The 25,576-nt window shown below is 62.3% G+C and carries 21 protein-coding genes, 1 tRNA gene and 3 pseudogenes; 11 read left to right on the top strand and 14 right to left on the bottom strand.

Annotated features, from left to right (window positions below):
* The first annotated feature begins 1 nt into the window (after position 1).
* The gene (locus K3555_RS16660; protein WP_260006325.1) at positions 2 to 1,429 is read left to right on the top strand and encodes an amidase; all 1,428 of its coding nucleotides are present in this window, start codon (positions 2 to 4) and stop codon (positions 1,427 to 1,429) included.
* A gap of 99 nt (positions 1,430 to 1,528) precedes the next feature.
* Positions 1,529 to 3,175 (top strand): amidohydrolase, encoded by a 1,647-nt coding sequence (locus K3555_RS16655; protein ID WP_260006324.1) that lies wholly within the window; start codon positions 1,529 to 1,531, stop codon positions 3,173 to 3,175.
* 617 nt (positions 3,176 to 3,792) lie between these two features.
* Here K3555_RS16655 and K3555_RS16650 read toward each other — a convergent pair.
* A complete protein-coding gene (locus K3555_RS16650; protein ID WP_260006323.1) occupies positions 3,793 to 4,008 on the bottom strand; it encodes a hypothetical protein in 216 nt (71 codons plus the stop codon).
* Positions 4,009 to 4,077: 69 nt separating this feature from the next.
* Positions 4,078 to 5,632, bottom strand: a pseudogene (locus K3555_RS16645) (IS3 family transposase).
* A gap of 606 nt (positions 5,633 to 6,238) precedes the next feature.
* Between K3555_RS16645 and K3555_RS16635 the strand changes: the two are divergent.
* Positions 6,239 to 7,068 (top strand): IS5 family transposase gene (locus tag K3555_RS16635; protein ID WP_260006322.1). Its coding sequence is split into 2 segments (ribosomal slippage): positions 6,239 to 6,620 and positions 6,620 to 7,068, totalling 831 coding nucleotides; the frame shifts between segments, so codons are not numbered across the junction.
* Positions 7,069 to 7,587: 519 nt separating this feature from the next.
* On the opposite strand, the gene K3555_RS16630 is transcribed toward K3555_RS16635, so the two are convergent.
* The 5 genes and pseudogenes from K3555_RS16630 to K3555_RS16605 form a co-directional block, all read right to left on the bottom strand.
* Entirely contained in the window at positions 7,588 to 8,781 is a 1,194-nt protein-coding gene (locus K3555_RS16630; RefSeq protein ID WP_260005205.1) for an IS91 family transposase, read from the bottom strand.
* 12 nt (positions 8,782 to 8,793) lie between these two features.
* Positions 8,794 to 9,681 (bottom strand): site-specific integrase, encoded by an 888-nt coding sequence (locus tag K3555_RS16625; protein WP_260005203.1) that lies wholly within the window; start codon positions 9,679 to 9,681, stop codon positions 8,794 to 8,796.
* Positions 9,682 to 9,900: 219 nt separating this feature from the next.
* A pseudogene (locus K3555_RS16620) lies at positions 9,901 to 10,427 on the bottom strand (AAA family ATPase).
* Positions 10,428 to 10,600: 173 nt separating this feature from the next.
* A tRNA-Ala gene (locus K3555_RS16610) sits at positions 10,601 to 10,676 on the bottom strand.
* Between the two features lie 185 nt (positions 10,677 to 10,861).
* Positions 10,862 to 11,188, bottom strand: a complete 327-nt coding sequence (locus K3555_RS16605) for a TIGR02300 family protein (protein WP_129369681.1) — start codon at positions 11,186 to 11,188, stop codon at positions 10,862 to 10,864.
* 99 nt (positions 11,189 to 11,287) lie between these two features.
* On the opposite strand from K3555_RS16605, the gene K3555_RS16600 reads away from it, so the two are divergent.
* The 3 genes from K3555_RS16600 (at position 11,288) to K3555_RS16590 (ending at position 14,656) form a co-directional block, all read left to right on the top strand.
* Positions 11,288 to 11,974 (top strand): M48 family metallopeptidase, encoded by a 687-nt coding sequence (locus K3555_RS16600; protein WP_129369682.1) that lies wholly within the window; start codon positions 11,288 to 11,290, stop codon positions 11,972 to 11,974.
* 85 nt (positions 11,975 to 12,059) lie between these two features.
* On the top strand, positions 12,060 to 13,892 hold the full coding sequence (locus K3555_RS16595) for an adenylate/guanylate cyclase domain-containing protein (RefSeq protein ID WP_260006319.1): 1,833 nt from the start codon (positions 12,060 to 12,062) through the stop codon (positions 13,890 to 13,892).
* A gap of 110 nt (positions 13,893 to 14,002) precedes the next feature.
* Positions 14,003 to 14,656, top strand: a complete 654-nt coding sequence (locus K3555_RS16590; RefSeq protein WP_129369684.1) for a GntR family transcriptional regulator — start codon at positions 14,003 to 14,005, stop codon at positions 14,654 to 14,656.
* A 538-nt stretch (positions 14,657 to 15,194) separates the two neighbouring features.
* Here K3555_RS16590 and K3555_RS16585 read toward each other — a convergent pair.
* Positions 15,195 to 15,619 (bottom strand): annotated as a pseudogene (locus K3555_RS16585) (IS110 family transposase); the annotation flags it as partial.
* A 123-nt stretch (positions 15,620 to 15,742) separates the two neighbouring features.
* Positions 15,743 to 16,783 (bottom strand): zinc-dependent alcohol dehydrogenase family protein, encoded by a 1,041-nt coding sequence (locus K3555_RS16580; protein WP_260006318.1) that lies wholly within the window; start codon positions 16,781 to 16,783, stop codon positions 15,743 to 15,745.
* Positions 16,784 to 16,928: 145 nt separating this feature from the next.
* On the opposite strand from K3555_RS16580, the gene K3555_RS16575 reads away from it, so the two are divergent.
* Complete coding sequence (locus tag K3555_RS16575) at positions 16,929 to 17,405, top strand: Lrp/AsnC family transcriptional regulator (protein ID WP_260006317.1); 477 nt, start codon at positions 16,929 to 16,931, stop codon at positions 17,403 to 17,405.
* A 206-nt stretch (positions 17,406 to 17,611) separates the two neighbouring features.
* On the opposite strand, the gene K3555_RS16570 is transcribed toward K3555_RS16575, so the two are convergent.
* Positions 17,612 to 18,376: a YdhR family protein gene (locus K3555_RS16570; RefSeq protein WP_260006316.1), complete on the bottom strand. Its 765-nt coding sequence runs from the start codon at positions 18,374 to 18,376 to the stop codon at positions 17,612 to 17,614.
* 92 nt (positions 18,377 to 18,468) lie between these two features.
* Between K3555_RS16570 and K3555_RS16565 the strand changes: the two genes are divergently transcribed.
* The gene (locus K3555_RS16565; protein ID WP_260006315.1) at positions 18,469 to 18,882 is read left to right on the top strand and encodes a helix-turn-helix domain-containing protein; all 414 of its coding nucleotides are present in this window, start codon (positions 18,469 to 18,471) and stop codon (positions 18,880 to 18,882) included.
* Here the strand turns inward: K3555_RS16565 and K3555_RS16560 are convergent.
* Complete coding sequence (locus tag K3555_RS16560) at positions 18,879 to 19,841, bottom strand: acetyl-CoA carboxylase carboxyltransferase subunit alpha (protein WP_260006314.1); 963 nt, start codon at positions 19,839 to 19,841, stop codon at positions 18,879 to 18,881. The two genes, K3555_RS16565 and K3555_RS16560, sit on opposite strands and share 4 nt — an antisense overlap.
* A 125-nt stretch (positions 19,842 to 19,966) precedes the next feature.
* On the opposite strand from K3555_RS16560, the gene K3555_RS16555 reads away from it, so the two are divergent.
* The gene (locus K3555_RS16555) at positions 19,967 to 20,800 is read left to right on the top strand and encodes a GyrI-like domain-containing protein (protein ID WP_260006313.1); all 834 of its coding nucleotides are present in this window, start codon (positions 19,967 to 19,969) and stop codon (positions 20,798 to 20,800) included.
* Positions 20,801 to 20,802: 2 nt separating this feature from the next.
* On the opposite strand, the gene K3555_RS16550 is transcribed toward K3555_RS16555, so the two are convergent.
* Positions 20,803 to 21,399: a LysE family translocator gene (locus K3555_RS16550; RefSeq protein ID WP_259987340.1), complete on the bottom strand. Its 597-nt coding sequence runs from the start codon at positions 21,397 to 21,399 to the stop codon at positions 20,803 to 20,805.
* A 73-nt stretch (positions 21,400 to 21,472) separates the two neighbouring features.
* Here K3555_RS16550 and K3555_RS16545 point away from each other — a divergent pair, with 73 nt between their 5' ends.
* Entirely contained in the window at positions 21,473 to 21,925 is a 453-nt protein-coding gene (locus tag K3555_RS16545) for an Lrp/AsnC family transcriptional regulator (protein WP_259987338.1), read from the top strand.
* 428 nt (positions 21,926 to 22,353) lie between these two features.
* Here K3555_RS16545 and K3555_RS16540 read toward each other — a convergent pair whose 3' ends face one another.
* Both K3555_RS16540 and K3555_RS16535 read right to left on the bottom strand, forming a co-directional pair.
* Positions 22,354 to 22,956: a hypothetical protein gene (locus K3555_RS16540; RefSeq protein ID WP_260006312.1), complete on the bottom strand. Its 603-nt coding sequence runs from the start codon at positions 22,954 to 22,956 to the stop codon at positions 22,354 to 22,356.
* Between the two features lie 66 nt (positions 22,957 to 23,022).
* The gene (locus K3555_RS16535; RefSeq protein ID WP_259997323.1) at positions 23,023 to 23,982 is read right to left on the bottom strand and encodes an L-malyl-CoA/beta-methylmalyl-CoA lyase; all 960 of its coding nucleotides are present in this window, start codon (positions 23,980 to 23,982) and stop codon (positions 23,023 to 23,025) included.
* Positions 23,983 to 24,202: 220 nt separating this feature from the next.
* On the opposite strand from K3555_RS16535, the gene K3555_RS16530 reads away from it, so the two are divergent.
* On the top strand, positions 24,203 to 25,474 hold the full coding sequence (locus K3555_RS16530) for an MFS transporter (RefSeq protein WP_260006311.1): 1,272 nt from the start codon (positions 24,203 to 24,205) through the stop codon (positions 25,472 to 25,474).
* Positions 25,475 to 25,576: the final 102 nt, after the last annotated feature.

The following is a 25,576-nucleotide window of genomic DNA, read 5'->3' as shown; positions in this document are numbered from 1 at the left end:
CATGTCCGATCTCGATCTGTGCTACCTGCCGGCGACCCGGCAGATTGCGCTGTTCAAATCCGGTGAGCTTTCCCCTGTGGATGTTCTGAAGGCGCAATTTGCCCGCGCTGAAGCTGTCGAGCCGGTGATCAACGCCTTCACCGAAACATTCGTTGATGAGGCGATGGATGCCGCCCGGGCCGCCGAGGAGGTCTACACAAACCGCCCCGGTGATGCCCGCCCGCTAGAGGGGGTCACGGTTGCCATCAAGGACGAGATGGACGTCAAAGGACAGCGCAACACGCAAGGGTCGCTGATCTACAAAGACCACATCGCCGATCAAACCCACCCGGTAGCACAGCGGCTGCGCGACGCGGGCGCGATTTTCCACGCGCGCTCGGCCACGCCTGAATTCTGCAGCGCTTGGACCACCGAAACCCGCCTGCACGGCGTGACCCGCAACCCGTGGGATCCGGCATATACCCCCTCTGGCTCTTCGGGTGGGGCCGGGGCGGCGCTGGCAGCAGGCATCACCACGCTGGCAACCGGGTCGGACATCGGCGGTTCCATTCGCGGCCCGGCGGCGATGTGCGGGGTCGTCGGCTTCAAGCCGCCCTATGGCCGGGTGCCGGATGCGGCGCCGTTCAACCTGGATCCTTACTGCCACGTCGGTGCGATGGCCCGCACGGTAGCTGACTGCGCGCTGATGCAGAATGTCATATCCGGCCACCACCCGCAGGACATTGCCACCGTGCGGGAAAAAATGACGATCCCGTTTGAATACGGCAGCCTCAAGGGCAAGCGTATCGGCTACAGCCTGGATATCAGCAACGAAGTGGTGACCAAGGACGTCGCCGATCAGACCTATAAGGTGCTTGATGCGTTGTCGGATGCCGGGGCGATCATCGAGGAGGTGAAGCTGGGCTGGGGGCAGGAAGTGCGCGACGGCTGCGCCAGCTACCTGAACCACCTGATGGGCGCCGCGCTGATCCGTGAAGTGGAGGCGCACCCGGATCTGGTCTGCGACTATACCAAGTACTTTGCCGAATGCGCCGCCAAGACCACAGCGGACGGGTTTCTGACCTCATTCGATGTTGCGGCGGATATCTACAGCCGGTTCGGTCCGATGATGGAAAACGACTACTACGCTTTCATCTGCCCTGCCTTTGCCAGCTACGAAATGTTTGCCGAGCAAAAGCCTTGGGACCGCATCACCATCGGCGATCGCGACTTTGACAGCGAATACGACCTGAACACCCTGGCTCCGTTCAACATGCTGTCGCGCCTGCCGGCGCTGGCCGTGCCTGCCGGGCTTGGCGCCAATGGGCGGCCGGTTGGGGTGCAGATCGTGGCGCGTGCCTTTGATGATCCAAGGGCGTTCCATGTGGCCTCGGTTTTGCAAGAGAAGATGCCCTGGCTGGATCAAGCCGCGCGGCGGCCAGCTCTGTAGCAGCGCCCCGCCAAGCGCAACCCTTTAACACCCAAACTGAAGCCTCCGGGAGAAAACACCTCTCCCGGCCCGGCTATTCTTGCAAAATGAGAGGCAGCAATGACCGACCTGGTAATCCTGAACGGCAAAGTTCTAACCTTCAACGGCCCAGATGCCGAGGCCCTGGCGATCAAGGACGGCCTCATCACCGCAGTGGGGACGAATGCCGAAATCCGGGCCATCGCCGGGTCGGCCCAGGTGTTTGACGCCCAAGGTAATACGGTCCTGCCCGGGTTCATCGACAGCCATGTCCACCTGTTTCAGGGCGCAGCAGAACTGGAATATCTTGACCTGACCGGCATCACTGGGCTGGACGCCCTGACCCAAGCGATCCGCTCCTATGCGGCACAGCGGCCGGATGACGTTCTGCTTTATGCTTATGCGGCCAGCTATCACGCGATGGGGGACCGGTCGCTGACCCGCCATGATCTGGATGCCGTTCTGCCGGACCGTCCGTTTGCCTGCCTGGCGCCGGACGGCCACACCGCCTGGGCGAACACCTCGGCACTGGAATCGGCGGGGATTCTGAAGGGCCGGGAAGTGGACGAAGGCTCGGAAATCGTCATGGGGCCGGATGGCACCGCTACAGGCGAACTGCGCGAGGCGGCCGCCATGGCTCCGGTGATGAAATTCACACCACTGGGCGGGCGCGATATGGAAGGGTCCCTGACCGGCGCCGATCCGGTGCCGGCGCCAACACCGGCACAGCGCGCGATCGACAAGGCAGTGCTTGAACAGGGATTGAAACACTGCGCGTCCTTCGGGATCACTGGTCTGCACAACATGGATGGCAATCTCTATCAGCTGGAGCTGCTCTCGGAACTGGAGGCGGAGGGCAAACTGCTGTGCCGGACCGAAGTGCCGCTGCACCTCAAACACACCGACCCGCTGGAACGGCTGGAAGAAGCGGCATACATGCGCCGGACCTACACCAGCAGCCATCTTTGGTCGGCCCGGGTCAAGATGTTTATCGACGGGGTGATCGAGAACAGGACCGCCTTCATGCTCCAGCCCTATCCGGAAACCGGCGGCTGCGGCGCACCGCTGTTTTCCGCTGCCCATTTCAATGAGGCCTGCATCCGCGCCGATGCCATGGGGCTGCAGATCTCTGTTCACGCCTGCGGCGATGCGGGCGTGCGGCGGACCCTGGATGCGTTTGAGGCCGCCCGGCGTGCCAATGGCGCCCGCGACAGCCGCCACAGGATAGAACATATCGAAACCATCAGCGCCGATGATATCTCCCGGTTCCGGGAGCTTGGCGTCATTGCGTCCATGCAGCCCCTCCATGCGCCGCATACATGCCCCGAAGCGATCCCGGAGCTTGAACCCTTGCTGCACGGCCACCAGATCCCAACCGCGTTTCCGTCACGGACGCTGCGCGAAAGCGGCGCCAAGGTCATTTTCTCAACGGACTGGCCGGTTGTTCCTGTGGATGTGATGCCCACCATCCAGGGCGCGGTGGCGCGCCAGCCGCTGCCGGGCAGTTGGCAAGAACAAAGCCACAGCCTGCGCGATGCCCTGGCGGCCTATACCTGTGACGGTGCTTGGGCCGAGTTCAACGAGCACCGCAAGGGCAAGCTGCGTGCGGGCATGATGGCAGATGTGGTTGTCATGGACCGCGATCTTGCGGCGCAGCGGGCGGACCAGCTCAGCTTGGCACGGGCGGCACTGACAATCTGCGGCGGTCAGATCACTTTCGAGGTTTGATGATTGCCGTTATTTTGAGCAACCCGGCTCTGCATGCTCCTGATACAGTTTTGCGGCACAACGCTTGTTTCCAATCATCCAGCTAAGGGCTCTCGCTGCGCGCTGACTCACCGCTTTGCGAAAACTAGTAGAATGGCGGCAGTTGGCCGTTCAAAGGCTATGTTGAATTTTAGTCAACCATGAGTGTGTAATTCACTTTCATTGGCTAAGCATGAGGTCACGCTGCAAACAGTTTCGCGACTGCAGTGAAAGCCTCCAACGGAGGGCTGCACAGCGGCGCCCAGGGAAACCAGTGAGTGACCGCAAAGGGCCAATCTTGCCATGGCCAACGTCAGTATTGCGAGCTTCGCGATAGTTCAAACAAGACGCAGCAATCGGTACAATGGGCTCTGACTGGGCATTCGCCGCACCAGGTGTGAATGACGGCAGGCAGCCCCAAGCGGACATGACTGGTGCAGCCGCAGCACTAGAGCCGTCCCGAAGTGAGGGCGGTTTGCACACCTTGGCCGCAGACGCGAACCTGCCGTCCACGCCAACTCGAAGCGAACCTCAATTTGCTTGAAGATAGACAATGGGACCAACTCAGCCACGAGTGCAATGATGCACTCAAGAATTCATCACGTTTCCTTGTCCAAGGGGCCGCCATGAAGGGCAAGTATCTCATCTTCAAGATCAGGCTCCATACCCATGTCGGTCATGCATTTTTGTAGCCAGTCAGTGTCGCGGATGCGTGCGATTGCTTCACCGTACGCTTTGCACGCGGTGTCTCCGTAGGCACCTTCGGCGATAGCCCACGCTTCCTCAGGGATCGGCCCCCAACGTGAAATCATCATCGACAAATCGAGAATGTCGCGGTTAAGACCTGAATCGCACCGGGTTTGCCGGAGACTGATTTCAGTTAGTTACGCGGCAATGTCCTCAGTTTCCAGAGCGGCGTAGAAATGGGCCTCTGCTTCTGCCGGCGGGATGTTCCCAATGGGTTCAAGCAGGCGGCGGTTGTTGAACCAAACCACCCATTCGAGCGTTGCGTATTCCACGTCTTCGAAGTTGCGCCAAGGGCCGCGGCGGTGAATGACCTCGGCTTTGAACAAACCGTTGATCGTCTCGGCCAGGGCGTTCTGCGCCTTCAAATGATCCCCCGGATCATTTGATCCGCTGCGCGGATCTGCTTGAACTCATAGCTGTCTCCAACGCTGCCCGCAGAGGGCTCGATACCGGCTTCGCCCAACCGCTCTGTGTATTTGATCGAAGGTATTGGCTGACCCACTGCGTGACAGGCGATGCCAGCATCGCCGAGAACGGCGGCCGGAGTGATGAACAAGCCCCATCGCCTTTGTCGGCCGCCGCTCGTGAACAGCCTGCTCCAGAGCATCCATTGCCCGGCAGGCGCATGCGAAGCATGTGCGAGAGGGGAGAACGAACCCGGCATGCGCCGAGGTGCTGACACGACCCATTGACCGGCAGGCGATTTGGCAAAGCCAAATCTGCCGAGAGGGGGCCAACGATCTTGCGGGCATAGGCATCGATAAGCGAGCCATTGAAGGCGCCATTGGTCCGAGGACAATGGCGAGCGGCGACATAGGTGAACCCCTTCCAGGTGGCAACATAGGTGAAATCGCTGACCCAGAGCATGTTGGGCGCGGGTACACGGAATTGCCGGTTCACCTTGTCCATCCACTGCCCGGCAGCACATGCGCAGCATGTGCGAGAGCGGGCACGGGGCCTTTTTGCCGGGCATCGTGGTTTTGTGCGGCTTGCCCCGGAGCGAGCTTTTGTCCGCCATTGGTCCGAGGACAATGGCGAGCGCCTTGAATACCCATGCTCTTCATCAGCCGGGCGACCGTGCAGCGGGCAACAGTGAAACCCTCCCGCTGCAATTGCCGCCAGATCTTCCGCACGCCATAGACCCGCCAGTTCTCTTCGAAAACACGCAGGATCCCGGGCCGCAATGCCGCGTCACGCCGGGCACGGTCCGGCAACCGGGCCGGATCGGCCCGCTGCGCCAGATGCTCGTAATACGTGGAAGGGGCAATCGGCAGGAATGAGCCATGTCGCGCCATTGGTCCGAGCGGCAATGGCGAATGCAGATCGGCTCGACCCCATGCTCACCGCGATGCATGTCCCCTCTCGCGCATGCTGGCATGCGCTGCCGGGCAGCGGATGAATGACACCATCCCTTCAACCGGCGGCCGAGCTCCGCCATCGCAAAGTTGACCGTAGGAACGCCACTGGTCCGAGTGACAAGGTCAACGCCGATGCCTTGCGGAGAATCTCGTTCGCCTGGCGCAGCTCGCGGTTCTCCCGCTCAAGCGCCTTCGTTTGATCGCTGCGCGAACGACCCGCACTGCCGGCGACATCAGTTGGAACACCCGCCCGCTTGCCGCTGTCGGCTTCCGCCTTCTTCACCCACTCATTCAGCGTGTGCGCCGAACAGCCGATCTTCGCAGAGACCGGCATGATTGCCTGCCAGCGGGAACTGTGCTGGCCGTTTGCCATTGGGCTCGAACCAATGGCGCCTTCAATGGCTCACTTGTCCAGCACCAGGCGCACCGCACGCTCGCCGACCTCAGGAGAATACTTGTTGGTTGTCTTGCTCATTGTGACTTCATCCTACTCAGGAGTTGAAGCCTCCGGCAAACCCGGTGCGGTTCAGTCCGCACCCTGCGGCTCAGTCTTCACGCGGCCAGCAATTGCCCGTTGCCGTACTCAGCAACAAGGCGGTCCAAGAGTTTCTGTTCGCGTGGTGTGATTGCATCTTGATTAACGAAACGCCAGTTGCGCTCATAGAGAGCGAGCGCAGTTTCAACGTCCACAACAGCATTGTTGGGACGGTTCCAGCATAGCTGGCGTAGCTGCGGTTATGTGTTCACTCTAACGTTCATAGCATCCTCGGGTGGTGTATGATCACCCATATCCATTAAATATAGGTAACTTTGCGGGAGTTGCAAAGATTCTCCGAGGGCAAGGTCAACGGCGGTCGTTTGAGCCTATGCCCTACACTAGGTTGTGTTGACAAAAGGGATTCACAACGGCCCGTTGGCGTGATTCAAGCTGGTATCTGCTATGGCGACCAGCTTGGCACGAGACTTGATGACGGATGAGGAGTGGGCGTTTTTCGAACATTTCATCCTCGCTACCCGCGCCCCGAACGGGCGCAAACCGGCCAACCATCGCCTTGTTCTGGATGGGGTTTTCTGGATCGCCCGGACAGGATCCCCTTGGCGTGACCTGCCGGAGGAGTTCGGAAAGTGGTCAAGTGTTTACCGCCAGTTTCGCCGATGGACCTTGACTGGGCTTTGGGAGGACATTCTGGATGCCCTCAACCAGAGCGGGACCGTCCCAGACGCCCTGCAAATGGTCGATAGCACTGTCATTCGCGCCCATCATCCACTGCCCGGCAGGGCATTGCGCAGGCAATGTCCCGAGAGGGAGGCAGCGGGCGCTAAAGGGGGACTCCTCGACAGGGTTTTGGCCGTTCAAGAGGTGGGTTCACGACCAAGATCCACCTCCGCGTCAACGCGCATGGCCTGCCAATGAGAACGGAAATCACGCCGGGCCAAACGTCGGGTTATCTCGGTTTCGACCTGGTCATGGCCGACAACTTGCCGGAGCCCAAGGTGCTGCTGGCAGATCGGGGTTATGACGCTGACCGTATTTGGAAAACCATGGATGAACGCGACATCCTCACTCAAATTCCAATGCGCAAGACCCGCAAGATGCGCGTGGGTGTGGATCACAGACTTTACCGGCTGCGCAACATGGTTGAGCGATGCTTCAACAAACTCAAGAATGCCCGGCGTGTCGCAACCCGCTATGACAAGACTGCTGAAAGCTTCCTGGGCTTCATCGACATCACATCTATCCGCCTTTGGCTCCGACATTTGTCAACATGACCTAGGGCTGGCGGAAAAAACAGCGAGTAACACGAGCAACCCTGTGTATATGGGATCGCTCAAAAAACTTCCACACGCGCCAAGCCGCCTTAGTTCCGAGGGTAGCGGTCCACGCTGCGACGAGTAGCGGCTTCGTCGGGCCGAGTTGCAACATCCTGAGCTGTGGACGAAGGTCTTCAATGGTGAAGGTTTTCTGATGCGGGCCGCGGTGTGAGGGTGCGGCTTGGCGCGACATCGGCCCGCGTTGGAAAACCTCCCAAGGTGGAAGCCGCGGGACTCTTGGGGCTGTCTATGGGGAAAGAGCGCAGACGGCGGGGTCTGCGGTTGGAGCCAGCGGCCAAGCCGGAGGCATTCCGATGCCGGTTGGGATGCTCTTAACGGGGGCCTCCGGACAATTGCTGCGACGAAAGCGGCGTTTCGGCGTGGTTCTGAGCTTGCAGGAGAGTACAGGCGTAAATGGAGACAGCCGGGCGGCTGCGGATGCCCGGTGTTCACAATACCGGAATGACGGGCGTTTCGTCATGCCGCCTCCTTCCGCGGTGGCGCGCGCGACCGGGGTTTTTGCCCGCGCCGGAAGATCTCGATGATATGCATTGTTCCGCCACAGCACGGGCATGGCTCACGCAGGGTGAGCGGGAGAACCTCGGCGGCTTCTGGCGGTTCTTGAGCCGGGCACCTTGTCCCGAGCAGGGCACGGCACCGGGCGATGTTGGCCTTGCGCTGCGCTGAGGCGAGCAAGCCGTAGTGCCGGATGCGGTGGAAACCAGCGGGCAGGACGTGGATCAGGAAGCGGCGGATGAACTCGGGCGTGGCCAAACGCATGACTTTCTGCCTGTCGCCGCGCTTGATCCTGTAGTCCTTCCAACGGAATGCCACGGTGCCTGCGTCGGCGCTGACGAGGCGTGCGTTCGAGATGGCCACCCGGTGGGTGTACCGGCTGAGATAGGCGAGAACGGCTTCCGGGCCTCCGAAGGGCGGTTTGGCATAGACCACCCATTCGGACTTGCGCAAAGGAGCCAGCCACTCTGCGAAGGCATCGGCCTGCGCCAGCGGTTCCAGGTCGCCGAAGAAGGCCAGCTCCCCGGCGCGGTGAAGCGCCATCAGCCCCTCCAGAAACAGCCGCCGGAACAAGCGCGACAGGACCCGCACATGCAGGAAGAACCCGGGCTTGCAGGCAATCCATCTCGCGCCGTCCAGAGACAGGCCGCCACCGGGAACGATCATATGGATGTGGGGGTGATGGGTCAGCGCCGATCCCCAGGTATGCAGCACGCTGGTCATGCCCACCCGAGCACCAAGGCGCTTGGAGTCCGCTGCGATGGTCATGACCGTTTGTGCCGACGCCCGGAACAGCAGACCGTAGACCGCCCGCTTGTTCCAGGAGGCGATCCGGGCGATCTCTGCGGGCAGGGTGAAGACCACGTGGAAATACTCCACGGGCAGCAGGTCCTCGGCGCGGGCTTCCATCCAGTCGCGCGCCGCTGGCCCTTGGCACTTCGGGCAGTGCCGGTTCTTGCAGGAATTGTAGGCGATGTGGCGATGGCCGCATTTGGCGCACCCGGCCACATGCCCGCCGAGCGCTTCGGTCCGGCAGGCTTCGATTGCCGACATCACCTTGAGCTGGGTCAGGCTGACATGCCCTGCATTGGCCCGCCGCCACGCGGCACCATGGGCACGGAATATATCAGCAATCTCCAGCCCCGGGCGGGACACCCCAGTGCCCCGTCACTTCAGGCTTCGCTTGATTGTCTGATCCTGCAACTGCTCCAGCATCTCGTAGGGGCTGACCGTGTCACGGATCGTCTTGGTGGCGACATGGGTGTATTGGGCCGTCGTGCTCAGCTTGGCATGGCCGAGCAGCACCTGGATGACCCGGACATCGGTGTTGGCCTCCAGCAGATGCGTCGCAAAGCTGTGCCGCAGGGTATGCAGAGTGGCGGCCTTTTTGATGCCGGCCATGTTCTTCGCTGACGTGAAGGCGCGGTTCAGCTGCCGTGGCGACAGCGGGTTGATCTTCGGCTTGCCGGGGAACAGCCAGCCCTCCGGCCGCGCCTCGCGCCAGTAGTCGCGCAGCAAGCTCAGAAGCCCGGGTGACAGCATCACCTTCCGGTCCTTCCGCCCTTTGCCCTGTTCGACATGGATCAGCATCCGGTTGCTGTCGATATCGCCGATCTTGAGGTTACAGACCTCGGCGGCCCGCAGCCCCGCGCCGTAGGAAATGCTGAGCGCGGCACGGTATTTGAGCCCGGGCCCCGGCGCCGCCATCAGGATGTCCGATACCTCTTCAACGCTGAAGACTACAGGCAACCTCCTGGGCTGGGTGCGGAACTGCATGTAGCGCTTCATCTCCTCGCGCCCGCAGGTCATGCCGAAGAAGAATCTGAGCGCCACGATCCTGGCGTTGAAAGTCGCCGGCGTGACCCCTGTATCCGTCATGTGCAGTTGATAGGCGCGGAGTTCCTCCGGTGAGGCGGTATCCGGCGGGTGCCCGAGGAAAATGGCGAAATCCTTGACCGCCCGGATATGCGCTTTCTGCGCCTTGTCGCCCATCCCGCGGATGCGCATGTCCTCGATCATCCGCTCTCGAAGCGGGGTTGATCTCTCCTCTGTCATGGGAGCCTCCTGTCTGATGATTGAGAAGGGCTCAATCGTCAGGCAGAAATGCCGTTCCCCAAATGCACCACTGTCAGATCATCGCTGAACATCAGCCACCCGCGCCAATGCCGCGGAGCGGCTTCGTCCATGGGCCGTGAGTGTCAGGCAGCGGGAGGCCGGATGGACCATGCGGTTTGTCTGCTTCAGCAGTTTCGCCACGGCATCTAGAGATGACGGTCAATTAGCCAGTTGCTTACAGACAAAGTCGGCGCGTGTTACAATGTCGGCGCGCGGCAGCTCCGTGATTTCGTATCCGAGGGCGGTGTAGGTCTCGCGCATGACGGCACAGGTCGCTTCGGCTTCGGCGCGAGTCTGCTTGCGTTCGGTGTCCTGCGTGAAGATCTCATCCCAGAACGGCGCCAGGAAGACGCAACGGTTGTAGCGGGCTGCCTTGGCTGCTGCGGCGACGTGGGGCGGTACGGGGAGGCCGCAGAGCTTAAAGTAGCCCAGAATGCCGGGGGTGCCGCGGTCGAAGATTACGGGACCTGAGAGCGCCTGCACGGCGCTGTAGGCGCGCAGGTCCTTTCGGCGTAGGACATACGATCCGCCCAAGGGAGGGTGTCTCCACCGCTCTGCATCTCCTCGCGGATGATCGCGCGGCCGGATTCGGGCACAGTGTGGAAGCCGCGGCAGGCAAGCTCGGTGATGAGGCTGGTCTTGCCCGCACCGGGGCCGCCCGTCACGACGAAGAAATGGTCGCTCATGGGCCATCCTCGGTTTTGACAAAGGGGAGGGCCGCGAAGCGATCAACACGCCGAAAAGGCGCGGATCAAAGCAGCATGGATTATCGTAGGGGAAATAGCACCTGTCTGCGCGACAGAGGCAAATCCTCTGGCGAAAAAGGCTGAACTATCTGGTACTTTTCACAATGAAGATTTGGTGGAGCCTAGGAGGATCGAACTCCTGACCTCCTGCATGCCATGCAGGCGCTCTCCCAGCTGAGCTAAGGCCCCAAACCTGTCCGCTTTCCAGTGTCCGTTCCGTCTCCGGTGCGGTCCGTCTTGCGGTGTGAGCGTCATTTAAGGGACGGCGGCGCAGGCTGCAAGCGTAAAATGCGCCGGGTTCCAAACTTTTTTCCGGCGCTGCCGGAGGGCTGCCCGGGGAAGGCGAGGCGCTTCCCCGGGCAGCTGGAAATGCCTTAGGAATCGTCCTCGGGGGTCGACATGTCGGCAATCTCGTCCAGCGGAACGTTGTCCTCGTCATCGTCATCGTCCAGGACATCATCGCCCAGATCAACATCGACGTCATCATCATCTTCCAGAACCGGGCTATCGCCTTCGAGGTTCTCTTTGGCCTTCAGGGTTGCCGCATCTTCGGCATCAGCCTCGATCATCCGGGTTTTGCCGGTGTCCAGCGCGACGGCCTCGCCCGTGTAGGGGCTGACGATCGGGTTCTTGTTCAGGTCATAAAAGCGCTTGCCAGTGGTGGGGCAGATGCGCTTTACACCCCATTCTTCCTTGGGCATGTGGATCCCCTTGATTAACTGGTGAGTCGTATCGACGATTCAGGTGCCTTGCCATATGAGGGGGGGACTGTCAAAGCCAAAGCCTGGAAAGGGGCGCCTATGGCCGAACACCACCTGCCCGGAAACCCGCCGGTGCCGCTGACGCTGCGGCGGTCGGCGCGGGCGCGGCGGATCAGCCTGCGGATTTCCTCGCTGGACGGGCGGGTGACACTGACGCTGCCCAAAAGCCTGCCGGAACGGGCCGCACTGGCCTTTGCCGAGGAAAAGGCGGATTGGATCCGGTCGCATCTGGAAAAGCATCCCGAGGCGGTGGAAGCGGGGTTTGGCACGGTGTTGCCGGTTGATGGCCAGAATCGGGTGGTTGAGCGCGCGCCAGGGCGGCGCATCCAGCTTGATGCGGGCCGTATTGCGGTGCCGGGGGACAGTCCGGGGCGGGTCTTGCAGCGTTACCTGAAGGAGCTGGCGCGCAACCGGCTGGCCGAGGCGTCGGATTTCTATGCCGCCCGGCTGGGCAAGGGCTACAGCCGCCTGACCTTGCGCGATACCCGGTCGCGTTGGGGGTCTTGCACCGCCGATGGCGGGCTGATGTATTCCTGGCGGCTGATCCTGGCGCCGCCCGCAGTGCTGCGTTATGTCGCCGCCCACGAGGTGGCGCATTTGCAGGAGATGAACCATTCGTCTGCCTTCTGGGCGGTGGTGGAACGCCTCTATGGCCAATACGAGCCGCCGCGCGGCTGGCTGCGCGAAAACGGCGCCGGCCTGCACCGGTACCGGTTCGGCGAATAGCGGCAAGGCTTTGACCCTGCGGATGCGCGGGCTAACCTCTTGGCAGGTACCTGTTTCCAGTTTCCCCGGTTCTTGAGGCTTGCCCGTGTCAGACAAACCGCAACGACGCCTTGCCGCCATTTTTGTGCTGGATGTCTCCGGCTTCAGCCGCTTGATGGCCGAAGATGAGGCCGGAACGCTGAACCAGGTTCTGGCGCAGCAGCAAAGCCTGATTGCCCCGGCGATCCGCAGCCATGAGGGCCGGATCATCAAGCTGATGGGCGACGGGGTGCTGGCGGTTTTTCCCAGCGTGATCTCGGCAGTAGAGGCGGCAGCCGGGATCCAGGCCGCCGCCGCCCGCAACCGGCATTTGCAGCTTCGGATCGGTATCACTCTGGGTGAAGTGCTGATTGCCCAGGGCGATATCTATGGCGACGATGTCAATATCGCCGCCCGGCTGGAGGCTTTGGCACCGCTTGGCGGGGTGGCCTTGTCGGCTGAAGCATATGGCCAGGTGCGGGGCCGTATTCCTTATGCGTTCGAGGACCTGGGCCTGCATGAGGTCAAGAACATTCCCGAGCCTGTGCAGGTCTATGTGCTCGGCGACGAGCTGACCTCGCTGCCCAGTCTGCACCCTGTGGCCGCACCAAAGGAAGCGGTCCAGGCAGCTTCGCCACCGCGCCGGCGGGCAGGGCGGCCTGTGTGGCTGGCGCTGGCTGCGTTTGCGGTCCTGGCTGCGGCGGGCGGCGGCTGGTGGGCCGCGGGCATGCCGGGTCTGCAAGGGGCGGGGCAGACGGCCAGCGGGGCGGAGCAGACGCGGCCGCTGGTTGCCGTGATGCCCTTCACGGCGGCCTCGGCATCTCCTGAACTGGCGCAGGCGCTCACCGGCGAGGTGATCCGCGCGCTTGCCGCGGTTCCCAGCCTGGCAGTGGTGGCCCCGGCCAGCAGCCGGGCGGCGGCCGGACTGCCGCCGGACCAGGCTGCGAAACTACTGGGAACAGAGTTCCTGGTCAGCGGCCACTTGCCTGCTGCTCCGTTACAGGGGATCCGGCTGGATATCCGCAGCCCGTCCGGACAGGCAGCCCTGCCGCCCCGCCCGCAATCCAGCCTGTCCGGGCTGGCACTTGCGGTGGCGGCAGAAATTCTCGGCGCCTTCAGTCTGCCAGTGGGCAGGGTTGCGGCGGCGCCGGTTCCGGATCAGGCGCTGATACAGCTGCTAGCGGCACGCAGCGAATTGGCGGCTGGACGCCAGCAAGAGGCCAGGCAAGCCGTGCATCAGACCTTGCAACTCGCCCCTGGGCTGGCAGAGGCACTTGTGCTGCAGGCAGAGCTTGACCTGGATATTCTGACCGGCCCGCTGGCTGGCCTGCCGCAGCGCGCGGCATCGGCTGCGCGGCTGCTCGAGGGGCTGCCCGAAACACCCGGAACCTTGCGCATCCGCGCCCTTGCAGCGCAGTTCAGCGGTGCGCCGGACGCCGCCTTGACCCATGCGCTGGCGCTGGAACGCTCTTTCCCGAACGATGCAGATGGCCATCTGCTGCGGGCCTGGCTCTTGCAGGTGGAGGGGCAGGGAGCCGCCGCCGAGGCCGCCTATGCCACTGCTTTGCGGCTCAACCCGGTGCCGTCTGCGCTTTATCACAGCCTGCGCGCGTCGATGCTGTTTGATGCGGGGCAAGAGGAGGCTGCCGTTGACACTGCCAGTGCGGCGCTGGCGCTGGACTCCCAGGCGCAGCTGGCCCAGGCGGTGCGCTGCGCGGGATTGGCCACGCTTGGCCGCTTTGAAGAGGCTGGCAGCGCCTGCGCGCAGCTGCAGGCCGCAGGGCTGACACTGGATCAGGCAGCGGGCGCCTTTCCCTATGGTGCCGGGGCCGGGCCCGGCAGTGCGCTGCAACGGCTGCGCACTGGGTTCAGCCTGGCAGGGCTGCCTGGCCGCCCGTGACGTGCTGCCCCGGACCTGGGGGCCGTGATCCGCGCCTGTTTCCGCTGGCCGTGATCACACGCGCGGATCTGTCCGCTTGACCGCGGCACAATTTGTGATCACTTGAGGGGATGAACCTGACTGCCCGCTCTCCCCAGGACGCTGCCGCCCCGGCCCACGACCGCGTCTACCGTGCTTTGCGCACCCGTATCATGCATGGTGAAATCACCCCCGGTGCCGCGCTGACGCTGCGCGGTATCGGCCGCGAGTTCGGCGTCTCGATGACGCCTGCGCGCGAGGCTGTTCGGCGGCTGGCCGCCGAGGGCGCGTTGTTCCTGTCTTCTTCGGGGCGGGTATCAACGCCGGAACTGACAAATGAACGGATTGAGGAGCTGGCGGCCCTGCGTGCGCTGCTGGAGGTGGAGCTGTCCAGCCGTGCCTTGCCGCGCGCGCATATGGCCCTGATCGACCGGCTGCAGATGATCAACGGAACGGTGGCCGAGATGGTCACCAAGCGTGACGCGGTCGGCTATATCCGGACCAATCTGGAGTTCCACCGCACCCTGTATCTGCGCGCCCAGGCGCCGGCCATGCTGGCGATGGCCGAGACCGTCTGGCTGCAGCTTGGCCCCACCATGCGGGCGCTTTACGGCCGGTTGCGCCGCACCGATCCGCCGCAAAACCACCGCCTGATCATCGCAGCGCTGAAGGCCGGGGATGAACCGGGCTTGCGTTTGGCAGTGCGCTCTGACGTGACGCAGGGTCTGCGGCTCCTGGCCGGGTAGCTCTGTATCCCAATCCTGCTGGCATGTACGGGGGCGGAGGCACTCCCGCCTGTTCGGGTCAATTTGGAAATTGCCCTCACAGTTGGGCGTGGCCCGGCGTCATGGCGCCGGGCCACGCCCAAGGCTGCCAGCGGCACTGGCAAAGCCGGTGCCGCGCGGGCGCGGGAGGGTCTGTGTGAACCGAAGTTGCCAAGTTCTGAATGTCCTCTGTGGGTGGCTCCTGCATTGCAAGACATTTTTGGGTGGTTTCAGCGGCGTTTTTGTCAGTACATCGTCTGTCCGGCCTGTTTTCGTGGCGGTCTGCCAATGGCCCTGATGATTTCCGCAAGCGAGGTTCCAATCGGCTCTACGGCCTCATTGTGCCACGGACATTCCCGGAGTTTTCTGGCTCTTGGTTGACTTGATTCCGCATCATCACGTCATTTGCCTTGCATCTCTGGCAGGTTGTCCGGTCAAGCGACCGGCTGCCGGTAGTCTTCCAGTCGCGTCAGCATTATCCAGATTGCACAAGCCGCCTTGTTCGCCATGGCAACGGACGCAAGCCGCGGATCATGTTCGCGGCCTGGGTTCTCTGACGGACAACAAGGTCGCGAGTGCGGTGGACTGCCAACAGGGCCTGCTGGTCCTCAGTCTTTATCCCGGCAAATCTCATCGCCGGGCGGCGCACAGCTTCGCAGATTGCCTCCGCATTGACTGCGTCCGTCTTTCCACGCTTCACATATGGCTTGACGTAAATCGCTGGCATCAAACGGACTTCGTGCCCCCGCTTGCGAAGTTGACGGCCCAATGATGAGCCGAGCCGCAGGCCTCCATGCCGGCTATGCATAACGGCAAGCTCTCAAAAAATGCCAGTAGTTTGGCGTGCTTTTTCTTGCGGTTGAAAACCTTGCGGCCCGTCTCGGAAATACCATGAACTTGAAAAACCTCCTTGGCCAGATCGAGACCTACGGTTTTAACTGTCATTGGATGGCTCCTTTCCTAGCAGTTCATGACAACTGCATTCTGGCGCGTCACGACGCCGATGGAGCAGGAGCCATCCACTTCATCCGCTTTGCATTGAGGCTGTGCAAACCTCGCCCAGCCGCCTCAAAACCGGGTGATTACGGTGGCGCCTACGGATTGGAACCGGTCCATTTCCATCAGTGAAGCCACCGATTGCTCCAAGCTGATTTCCTGGCCGACCAGCCGGCCGGGTGCCAGCTTGCCGGATTGCACCATGTCCAGCATTGCACCATAGCGATGGGCCTGCATGCCGTGGCTGCCAAGGATCTCCAGTTCATCCGCGATCACCCGCGCCATCGGAACTTGCGGCGTGCTGTGATCCGCCAGCATCAGCCCCACCTGCACATGCTTGCCGCGCTTGCGCAGGCAATTGACCGAATTGAAGCAGGTGTCCGGGTGCCCCAGAGCGTCCAGCGACACATGCGCCCCGCCGCGGGAGATCTCCCGCACCGCCTCCGCCGCATCTGCGACGGTGCTGGCATCGACCCCGGCAACCGCGCCCAGGCTGCGGGCCAGCGCCAGCTTCTCCCCGGATATATCGACAGCGATCACATTGGCGCCAAGTGCGGTGGCGATCATCACCGCGGACAGCCCAACGCCGCCGCAGCCATGCACCGCCACCCATTGCCCGCCTGAAACCCGGCCTTGATCCGCCACAGCGCGGAAGGATGTGGCAAAGCGGCAGCCAAGGCTGGCGGCAGTGGCAAACCCCATGGTTTCCGGCAGCGCTACCAGGTTCAAATCCGCATGATGGATGGATACATATTCGGCAAAAGATCCCCAATGGGTAAAGCCGGGCTGGAACTGGCTGTGGCAGACCTGCTGGTGGCCGGCGTGGCACTCCGGGCAGCTGCCGCAGCCGCCAACGAACGGCACCGTGACCCGGCCGCCGCGCCGCCATTTACTGACATCTTTGCCAACCGCGGCAACCGTGCCTGCCAGCTCGTGGCCCGGCACATGCGGCAGGGTGATATCCGCATCATGCCCCATCCAGCCGTGCCAGTCGCTGCGGCACACGCCGGTTGCCTCAACCTTGATCACCACGCCGTGGGGCGCCGGAGACGGATCCGGCAGTGAAACCACTTCAGGTGCTTCACCAAAGCGTTCATAGAGCACAGCTTTCATCGGGACAGGTTCCTTTGACGTTTGCAAGAGATAAGGCTTTTTAGCAGGCAGCTGCCGGGGAGGGCATTTCTGATGCCTCTACAGTTTTGGAAAAGTCCGGTGTAGTCTTTCCGGAAATGCCACTATTGAGCAGGAGTCTTTCGCTGTGGAGCAGATTGACGAGATAGATGCCCGTATCCTGGATTGTCTTCAGCGCGATGGCAGGCTGTCCAATGCCAAGCTGGCGGAACGGCTGTCGCTCAGTGAAACGCCCTGCTGGCGGCGGTTGAAACGGCTGAGCGAGACCGGCGTGATCGAGGGGTACCAGGCGGTCCTGAACCGCCGGGCGCTAGGGTTCGGAGTGATGGCCTTTGTCCAGCTTACCTGCACCGAGCATGACGCGGCCACGACAGCAGACTTCCAGCGCGCCATCAAGGCCAGCCCGAATGTGCTGGCCTGCCACAATACCACCGGGGACGCGGATTTTCTGCTGCAGGTGGTGGCGCGCGACCTGGATGATTACAGCCGCTTCGTTGAAGCCGTGCTGCGCCGTTTGCCGGGGGTGTCGGGGATTAAGTCCAGCCTGTCCTTGAGGGAGCTGAAGTCGTCCAGTCATTTGCCGGTGAGCGATCTGCGGATTTGAACAGCGCTGACCTGCGCAGATGGCTCCCGGCGGGCGGCTCCCGCCTGCGCAGGCCTGCCTGTCAGGCAGACCCTTGCAGTTGGGCCCGGCCCGGTGCCATGGCACCGGGCCGGGCCAAAGGCCGCCAGCGGCGGCGGCGTCAGCCGGCGGTGCGCGGGCGCGGGAGGGGCTCCGCCGCCTGCGCCCTTTTGATCCGGTGCGCCTGATCAGGCCCCGCTGCCGGTGTAGTAAGGTGAGTTCATTGCCCGGCTGGCCGCCTCGGTGATTGAGGCATCAAAGACCCGCGTGTAAAAGGCGCAGCCCAGTTCTGCCGCAGTTTCCGGGAACAGGTTCAGCGCAAAATCCAATGCAGTGTCCAGCGTGTCAAAGGCGTCGAACCCGCCCAGAGTCCGGGTCTGCAGCCCGCTCAGCCAAACCTTGTTCTGCAGACCTGGCAGCATTTTCAGCGCCGCGTTGCGCGCTTGCCAGGGGGCTTCTTCAAACGGCACCGACAGTTGCAGTTCGGTGTACACAAACGCCCCTGGAGCCGCAGCCCCGCTGTTGTAATGCGCCGCACCCATATCGCGGCTGGCCGTGGCGGTGGCCTCGGCGTCAAACACCCGCGTGTTGTGGGCGACGCCAAAACTGCGCGGCTCGCTCGGGAAATAGCCAGTCACAAAGCTGCGGGCGTTTTCAACGCTGTCAAAGGCATAAAAGCCGCCAATGGAGTTATTGCCATGGCCGGACAGCCAGGTCTTGTTCAGAAACCCTGGCTGCTGCCGGATCGAGGCGTTGATTTTCTGCAGCGGCACCTGGTCGAACGGGACCGAGATGGCGACTTCGGTATAGGCAAAGGCTTTCGGGGTCATGGCAGTTTCCTGTGTTTTGGCAAGTGAAGGCAGCAGCATCGCCCCGGCTGAGGCTGCAAGCAGCTGGCGGCGGGACAGCCGGGATCGGTCGCGGAAGGCCGCGTTGTTTTGATTGTGGGTCATGTTGGCTCCGGTTTAATAGCTTGCGTTTTGCAAGTTAATAAGGGTTCGCATGACAACTTGTGTTTTGCAAGTATAAAAACTACCAAGAGTTCATGACTGATAAGCACAGCAAATACGGGTCCGGCTGCCCGGTGGCCTATGCCCTTGATATCTTCGGCGACCGCTGGAGCCTTCTGGTGATCCGCGACATGGCGGTCAAAGGCGCGCGCACCTATGGCGAGCTGCTGAACGGCGGGGAGGGGATCTCAACCAACATCCTGGCGCAGCGGATGAAGCAGCTGGAAGAGGCGGGGATCCTGAGCAAAAGCAAGGATCCGGAAAACGGCCGCAGCTACATTTATACACTCACGCCAAAGGGCCGGGATCTGGCGCCGGTACTGGCAGATATCGCTCTGTGGAGCGCCAGATACAACAAAGCCGGCCATGCGATGACCGGCTTCAGTGACAAAGTGCAGGCGGACCGGGACGGCGTTATCACCCGGATCCGCGCAGGTAAGCTGCCTTAGGCCGCCAGCCCTTTGGAGCCGATGTCCAGGAACTTCTGGCGCCTGTCCTTGATCAGCTCGTCTGCGGTTTTACCCTTCAGCTCGTCCAGCATATCCTGGATCGCGCCGTTGACCGAGGCCATTGCCGCCTTGGCATCACGATGCGCGCCGCCCAGCGGTTCCGGGATGATCCGGTCATTGACACCCAGCTTCTGCAGGTCCTGTGCAGTCAAACGCAGCGCTTCTGCCGCTTCGCGCATCTTCTCGGCATCCTTCCACAGGATCGAGGCGCAGCCTTCAGGGCTGATCACCGAGTAAACCGAATGCTCCAGCATCGCCACCCGGTTGGCCGAGGCAAAGGCCACCGCACCGCCGGAGCCGCCTTCACCGATGATGACCGAGATCAGCGGCACGCCGATCTTCAGGCACATCTCGGTCGAACGCGCAATTGCTTCCGACTGGCCGCGTTCCTCGGCGCCTTTGCCGGGATAGGCGCCGGCCGTGTCGACCAAAGTGATCACCGGCAGCTTGAAGCGGCCGGCCATCTCCATCAGGCGGATCGCCTTGCGGTAGCCCTCCGGGCGGGCCATGCCAAAGTTACGCTCGATCCGTGATTTAGTGTCGCTGCCTTTCTCATGGCCGATCACCACCACCGGCTGATCATTGAACCGGGCAAGGCCGCCCATCACGGCCAGATCGTCGGCAAAGTTCCGGTCGCCGGCCAGCGGCGTGTATTCGGTGAACAGCGCCTTGATGTAATCCTGGCAATGGGGGCGGTCGGGGTGCCGTGCCACCTGGCATTTGCGCCAGGGCGTCAGCTCCTTGTAGAGGTCTTTCAGCAGCTGAGCCGCCTTGGCGTCCAGCGCCTTGGCCTCATCCGCCACGTCCATTTCCTCATTCGCGCGCGCCAGCGCCCGCAGTTCCTCCGCCTTGCCTTCGATTTCGGCCAGCGGTTTTTCGAATTCCAGATACTGGGTCATGTCGCCTCTGCTCAGCGGGTTTGCCGTTATATGGCCTTAGCAGCGCCAAGATGCAACTCAGCAAGATTTGTGATCTGCTGCCATGGCATGAGGGAAGAGCAGAGAGCGCAAGGGAGGCACCGCTTATGGCCGCCAGTTACGAAGACCGGATCCTGCGGGTTCTGGCCTATATCCACGGCAACACCGAGGGCGATCTGTCGCTGGACAGGCTGGCCGATGTGGCGGCGATGTCGCGGTTTCACTGGCATCGTGTGTTCCGCGCCCTGACGGGCGAAACCTGCGCCCATGCGGTGCGCCGCATCCGGCTGCACCGCGCCGCGGGCTGGCTGGTGCAGGGGGACATGCCCATCGCGCAGGTTGCGGCCCGCGCCGGCTACCCCAATCAGAACAGCTTCTCCCGCGCGTTCTCTGACTCCTACGGCAGCAGCCCGGCGGCCTTCCGCCGGGCGGGCCAATTCCGGCTGCCGAACCCAACTCTCAGAACAGGAAGTTACCCGATGTATGACGTGATCACCCGCACCGACCCTGCCCGCCGCCTGGCCGGCTTGCCGCACAAGGGCGACTATATGGAAATCGGCAAAAGCTTTGAGGCTTTCGGCGCGATCTGCGAAAGCCGCGGGCTTTGGCCGCAGCTGGGCGCCGTCACCGGGGTCTATTTCGACAGCCCGGACGCGGTGCCCGAAGCCGATCTGCGCAGCTTTGCCGGGGCGGAGCTTACCGGCGGAGCACTGCCCGAAGGGATGGAGGAAGCCAGCCTCCCCGGCGGCAAAACTGCGGTGCTGACCTACAAGGGGCCGTATTCGGGCCTGCATGCCGCCTATCACAGCCTGTTCGGCAATTGGCTGCCGCAATCGGGTGAAGAGCCGGCCGATCAGCCCTGCTACGAGATCTACCTCAACAATCCGCGCGACACCGCGCCCGAGGATCTGCTGACCGAAATCTGCCTGCCGCTGAAGTAGCCCTACGCCTGCAGCAGGATTGCCGCCAGAGACGCCAGCAGCAGCGCGGCCATAGTCCAGTTGAACGCCCGCAGCTGCGCGGGCCGGGTCAGCAGCCGCCGCAGCTGCTGGCCCAGCATTGTCCAGGTTGAGGCCGAAAAACAGCCGATCAGCAGGTAGGTTCCGGAGACCCACAGAATGGCACTCAGGTCGCGGCTGGCCGCATAAAGCGTGATTGCCCCCAGCGCCATCGCCCAGGCCTTGGGATTGACCCATTGAAAGGCGCAGGCCTGCACAAAGCTCAAAGGCCTGCCCTCGGCTGCCCCCTCCCGCGGCGGCGCGGCATTGGCGATCTTCCAGGCCAGCCACAGCATATAGGCCACTGACATCACCGTCATCACCGGGGTTAGCACCGGGAAGGCATCAAACAGGTGCATCACCCCCAGCCCGACCGGCAGGATCATCAGCGGAAAGCCGACCGCCACTCCCAGCAAATGCGGAATCGTCCGGTGAAAGCCGAAATTGGCCCCCGAGGCCATCAGCATCAGATTGTTCGGGCCGGGCGTGAAGACCGTGCCAAAGACAAAACCGGCCAGCGCAAAGAGGAGTTCATAGGTCATGGGCAAGAAGATTGCGCAATGATTGCCAAATGAAATTGCGTCTTGCAGCGTTTGCTGCGTAATTTCACAATTAATGGCGAAGAATGATAAGATAAACCAACGAATATTGCAGGAGCTCACCCGGGACGGCCGGATCAGCAACCTGGAACTGGCTGAGCGTGCGGGCCTTTCGCCCTCGGCCTGTCTTCGCCGGGTGCAGGAGCTGGAGCGCGCCGGTGTCATTACCGGTTACCGCGCCGTGCTGGACCGGCAAAAGCTGGGGATAGGCTTTGCCACCTATATCGGCGTCGGCCTGGGTGAGCACACCAAGGACGCGCAGGAGGCTTTTGAACATGCCATGCAGGCCGCGCCCGAGGTGGTTGAATGCCACAACATCACCGGCACCATTGAATACCTCCTGCGCGTCGAATGCGCCGATCTGCCCAGCTACAAGAAATTCCATACTGATATCCTGGGCACGTCTCCTTATGTCACAGCAATCACCACCTATGTGGTAATGGGCTCGCCCAAAGACTTGCGGGCATGATCCCTTGCCGGCTTTGGATTTTGCGTATTTGTAAAAAGGTGAAACTAAGAGCCTCTTCATCTTTCTCCTAAATACTCACTGCGAAGCGCCTGCTGCAAAGACAGCGGCCAGGGGTGTTGCGTGACCTGCGCACGCCCCGTTTGCACGGTTTTGGGCATTTCATGGCAGTCTTTCCCTCGATTGCAATCACCCGCCGGGGCTTGGCTCTCCGGCAGATATGGAACAGGGCTCCCGCCTGGCAGCGGGGTCATGCAGAGACAACGTTTAGCATGCGGGCGGATACGCCCGTCCGCCTCTGCCTTATTGGCGGCGCCGCCAATCCTTAACAGCCACGCTAATACGGCACTGGGAACATGAATTAGAACAGAAGAACAACCGGCGGGGCATGGGGCCTGGCCGGGCAAAACTCGTGGCCGGGGGCAACTGCTTTAGCGCTGTGCCAGCAAAACCCGCATGGCAATCTCCGGCGAGGCCAGCACCGGCACCTGGGTCTGCGCCCGCAGCACTGCTGCCGCCCCGGCCATTGAGGCCTGCGCCAGCACAACGCAGCCAAAGGCGCCATCCTTCAGCGCCATTGCAATGCTTTCTGCTATGGCAGCAGAAAAATCCGCGCCGGCGCCCGTTTCAAACAACGGCCAGTGCTGCCCTAGAAACACCGGGACCAGTTGCGGATCACAGCCGCCAAAGGCCCGCCGCAGCAGCGCTTCTGATGGGGCCGCAGTGCTGTCCAGGCAATAGGCCATCAGCACCGGCCCGCCGATCCGCGCCGCTTCCTGCATCATCGGCCAGTCGATGCGGATGGCGCCTGCCTCCTCTGCTGCCGGGCCAAGGGTGGTGCAGGTGCACAGCACCGGGCCGTCAACCGCGCTGATTGCCGCAGCAATCTCTGCCTTCAGATCCGCGCCAATGCCATCCCGCGCCCGTGCCAGCCAATCGCTGCGCACTTGCTGGTTCAGATCCGCTTCGGGTGCCAACGCCCGGAACGTCCTCGCATGCACCTCTGCCGTATGCAGCAAAGTCAATTCTGTCATCAAACTCTCCATACGGAAAAGGCGCCCCATCGGGACGCCTCTGCACTCTGTCTATGCGAACCGGCGTCAGCTGTTCGCAATCAGTTCGGCCTGGGCGACAATCACCTCAGCCTGCTTGATCGAGGCGATATCGACAAGGCGGCCCTTATATACGGTCGCGCCGGCACCCGACGCCTTGGCCTCTTCCATCGCTGCCAGGATCTCGCGGGCTTCCGTCACAGCTTCATCGGACGGGGTGAAGACCTGATTGGCCAGCGCGATTTGGCTGGGATGGATCGCCCATTTGCCAACCATGCCCAGGGTCGCGGACCGTTTCGCCTGGGCGATATAGCCATCCTCGTCCGAGAAATCGCCGAACGGCCCGTCAACCGGCAGGATGCCATGGGTGCGGCAGGCGGCGACAATTGCAGCCTGCGCCCAGTGCCAGGGGTCGGACCAATGCTTTTCGCCCTCGCGGATCATATAGTAGTTTTCCTGCGTCCCGCCGATACCGGTGGTCTGCATCCCCATCGAGGCGGCAAAATCCGCAGCACCCAGCGACATCGCCTGCAGCCGGGGCGAGGATTTGGCGATATCCTCGGCATGGGCAATGCCTGCCGCCGACTCGATGATCACCTCGAAGGAAACCGGTTTGGACCGGCCTTTGGCGCGCTCAACCGCGGTGACCAGCGCGTCCACCGCATAGACGTCTTCGGCGCAGCCCACCTTGGGGATCATGATCTGATCCAGCCGGTCACCAGCCTGTTCCAGGATGTCCACCACATCGCGGTACCAATAGGGGGTGTCGAGCCCGTTGATCCGCACCGACAGATACTTGCTGCCCCAGTCGACGCCATTGATCGCCTCGATCACATTGGCGCGGGCCTGGTCCTTGTCGGAGGGGGCCACCGAATCCTCAAGATCGAGGTTGATCACGTCAGCCGCCGAAGCGGCCATCTTCTCGAACAGTTTGACTTTGGAGCCGGGGCCGAACAGCTGGCAGCGGTTGGGACGCGCCGGAGCGGCGGGCTGGATGCGGAAGGACATGCGGAAACCTCCTGAGTAAGGAAATTGCAGAATTTTCGCTGTTCTGGTTATTAAGTTGCGCACCTTCTTGCAAGCGGATTTTGCACTTGCGGCACGAAACGCCGCGTTGCGGCAATCCCGTTTGCGCCTTTTGCGTCGCAAATCCGCGCGAAACTGCCACCGGCATGCTGCATTGCGCAAGAAATGACACGGGCGCAGATCCGTGCGGAAAAGGAGTTTCATGAAACGCGCATTGATCGACAACTGGGCCCTGTTTCTGGGCATGCTGCTGCTGATGGTCGGCAACGGGCTGCTGGTCACGCTGCTGACGATCCGCGGCTCGACGCTGGGGTTCACGGATCTTGAGATTTCCGTCATGCAGGCCTGTTATCCGCTGGGGGCGCTGGCAGGAACAATGCTGACCCCGAGGCTGATCGAGAAGGTCGGCCATATCCGGGTGTTTTCGGCGCTGGCGTCGATGGTTTCGGTCGCGGCGATTGCCCATCTGCTGACCTCGGACCCGGTCAGCTGGGCGGCGATGCGGCTGCTGGCGGGCTTTTGTTTTCCGGGCCTTTACGTGATCACCGAAAGCTGGCTCAACGCCAAGTCGGAAAACCGGATCCGGGCGCAGGTGCTGTCGGTCTATTTCATCATCCAGACGGCGGGGCCGGCGCTGGGCACCGCGATGGTCGGCCTGCCGGATCCCAGCGGCAACCTGCTGTTCGGTGTCACTTCGATCCTGTTGTCGGTGGCTATTGTGCCGCTTTTGCTGTCCAACATCCGGGCGCCGGACTACTCAGCGCCGGACCGGATGCCGGTCACGCGGCTGTACAAAGTGTCGCCGATGACGGTTCTGGGCATCGTTATCATGGGGGCGGGGGTGGTGGCCTGGTACATCAGCCTGCCGCTTTATGCACTGCAAAACGGTTTCAGCGAGGCGCAGGCCTCGGGCGCGCTGGTGATTGCGCTGATCGCCTCGGCGCTGGTGCAATACCCGGTCGGCTGGCTGTCGGACCGCACTGACCGGCGTTATGTGGTGATTGCGCTGTCGGGGATCTCGGCGCTGGTTGCGCTGTGGATGGCGGTAGACACGGCACCGTCGCGCATTGTGGTCGGGTTTTCGGTTATCGCTGCAACCACGCTGCCGATCTATTCGATCCTGGCGGCCCACGCCAACGACCAGCTGCAGCCGGGGCAGGTGGTGCCGGCCAGCGGCACAATGGCGTTCCTGCTGCAGCTGGGGCAGTTTTTCGGCATCCTGATCGGGCCGAACATGATCAGCGTCGCGGACGGGCGGGGGCTGCAATACCTGTTGATCGGGGTCGGCGTGACCGTGGTGCTGATTGCCATTGCGCGGCGCGCGACGTCAGAGGCGCCCGAGGACACCGGCGAATTCCAGGCTATGGGTGTGATCGGCGTGGCGCAGCCGGGGGTGCTGCAGGCGGAATCATGGGCAGAGGAGGAGGAAACGTCTGTAAGCAGTCGTGCTTGCGAAGAATCTTCTACTGTTTAGTATATTTATCGAAGAAAATCGTGCAGGGAGGGCGTTCCTGCGCGATTTCGAGAGGACTTTGCGCGAAATTAGCCCGATTTTAGCGCGACCAATTTAACTCGA

Source organism: Leisingera sp. M527 (genome assembly GCF_025141525.1).
GTDB lineage: Bacteria > Pseudomonadota > Alphaproteobacteria > Rhodobacterales > Rhodobacteraceae > Leisingera.
Note: the sequence above shows the minus strand (reverse complement) of the source record. Positions and strands in the feature narration are given on the sequence as shown.

What these genes read in the sequence shown, in the direction of transcription:
- K3555_RS16580 (WP_260006318.1), bottom strand. Translation starts at nt 16,783, where the DNA reads ATGAAAGCTGTGCTCTATGAACGCTTTGGTGAAGCACCTGAAGTGGTT.
- K3555_RS16530 (WP_260006311.1), top strand. Translation starts at nt 24,203, where the DNA reads ATGAAACGCGCATTGATCGACAACTGGGCCCTGTTTCTGGGCATGCTG.
- K3555_RS16565 (WP_260006315.1), top strand. Translation starts at nt 18,469, where the DNA reads ATGACTGATAAGCACAGCAAATACGGGTCCGGCTGCCCGGTGGCCTAT.
- K3555_RS16625 (WP_260005203.1), bottom strand. Translation starts at nt 9,681, where the DNA reads ATGACAGAGGAGAGATCAACCCCGCTTCGAGAGCGGATGATCGAGGAC.
- K3555_RS16570 (WP_260006316.1), bottom strand. Translation starts at nt 18,376, where the DNA reads ATGACCCACAATCAAAACAACGCGGCCTTCCGCGACCGATCCCGGCTG.
- K3555_RS16550 (WP_259987340.1), bottom strand. Translation starts at nt 21,399, where the DNA reads ATGACCTATGAACTCCTCTTTGCGCTGGCCGGTTTTGTCTTTGGCACG.
- K3555_RS16650 (WP_260006323.1), bottom strand. Translation starts at nt 4,008, where the DNA reads ATGATGATTTCACGTTGGGGGCCGATCCCTGAGGAAGCGTGGGCTATC.
- K3555_RS16560 (WP_260006314.1), bottom strand. Translation starts at nt 19,841, where the DNA reads ATGACCCAGTATCTGGAATTCGAAAAACCGCTGGCCGAAATCGAAGGC.
- K3555_RS16545 (WP_259987338.1), top strand. Translation starts at nt 21,473, where the DNA reads ATGGCGAAGAATGATAAGATAAACCAACGAATATTGCAGGAGCTCACC.
- K3555_RS16590 (WP_129369684.1), top strand. Translation starts at nt 14,003, where the DNA reads ATGAACCTGACTGCCCGCTCTCCCCAGGACGCTGCCGCCCCGGCCCAC.
- K3555_RS16540 (WP_260006312.1), bottom strand. Translation starts at nt 22,956, where the DNA reads ATGACAGAATTGACTTTGCTGCATACGGCAGAGGTGCATGCGAGGACG.
- K3555_RS16600 (WP_129369682.1), top strand. Translation starts at nt 11,288, where the DNA reads ATGGCCGAACACCACCTGCCCGGAAACCCGCCGGTGCCGCTGACGCTG.
- K3555_RS16655 (WP_260006324.1), top strand. Translation starts at nt 1,529, where the DNA reads ATGACCGACCTGGTAATCCTGAACGGCAAAGTTCTAACCTTCAACGGC.
- K3555_RS16555 (WP_260006313.1), top strand. Translation starts at nt 19,967, where the DNA reads ATGGCCGCCAGTTACGAAGACCGGATCCTGCGGGTTCTGGCCTATATC.
- K3555_RS16535 (WP_259997323.1), bottom strand. Translation starts at nt 23,982, where the DNA reads ATGTCCTTCCGCATCCAGCCCGCCGCTCCGGCGCGTCCCAACCGCTGC.
- K3555_RS16605 (WP_129369681.1), bottom strand. Translation starts at nt 11,188, where the DNA reads ATGCCCAAGGAAGAATGGGGTGTAAAGCGCATCTGCCCCACCACTGGC.
- K3555_RS16660 (WP_260006325.1), top strand. Translation starts at nt 2, where the DNA reads ATGTCCGATCTCGATCTGTGCTACCTGCCGGCGACCCGGCAGATTGCG.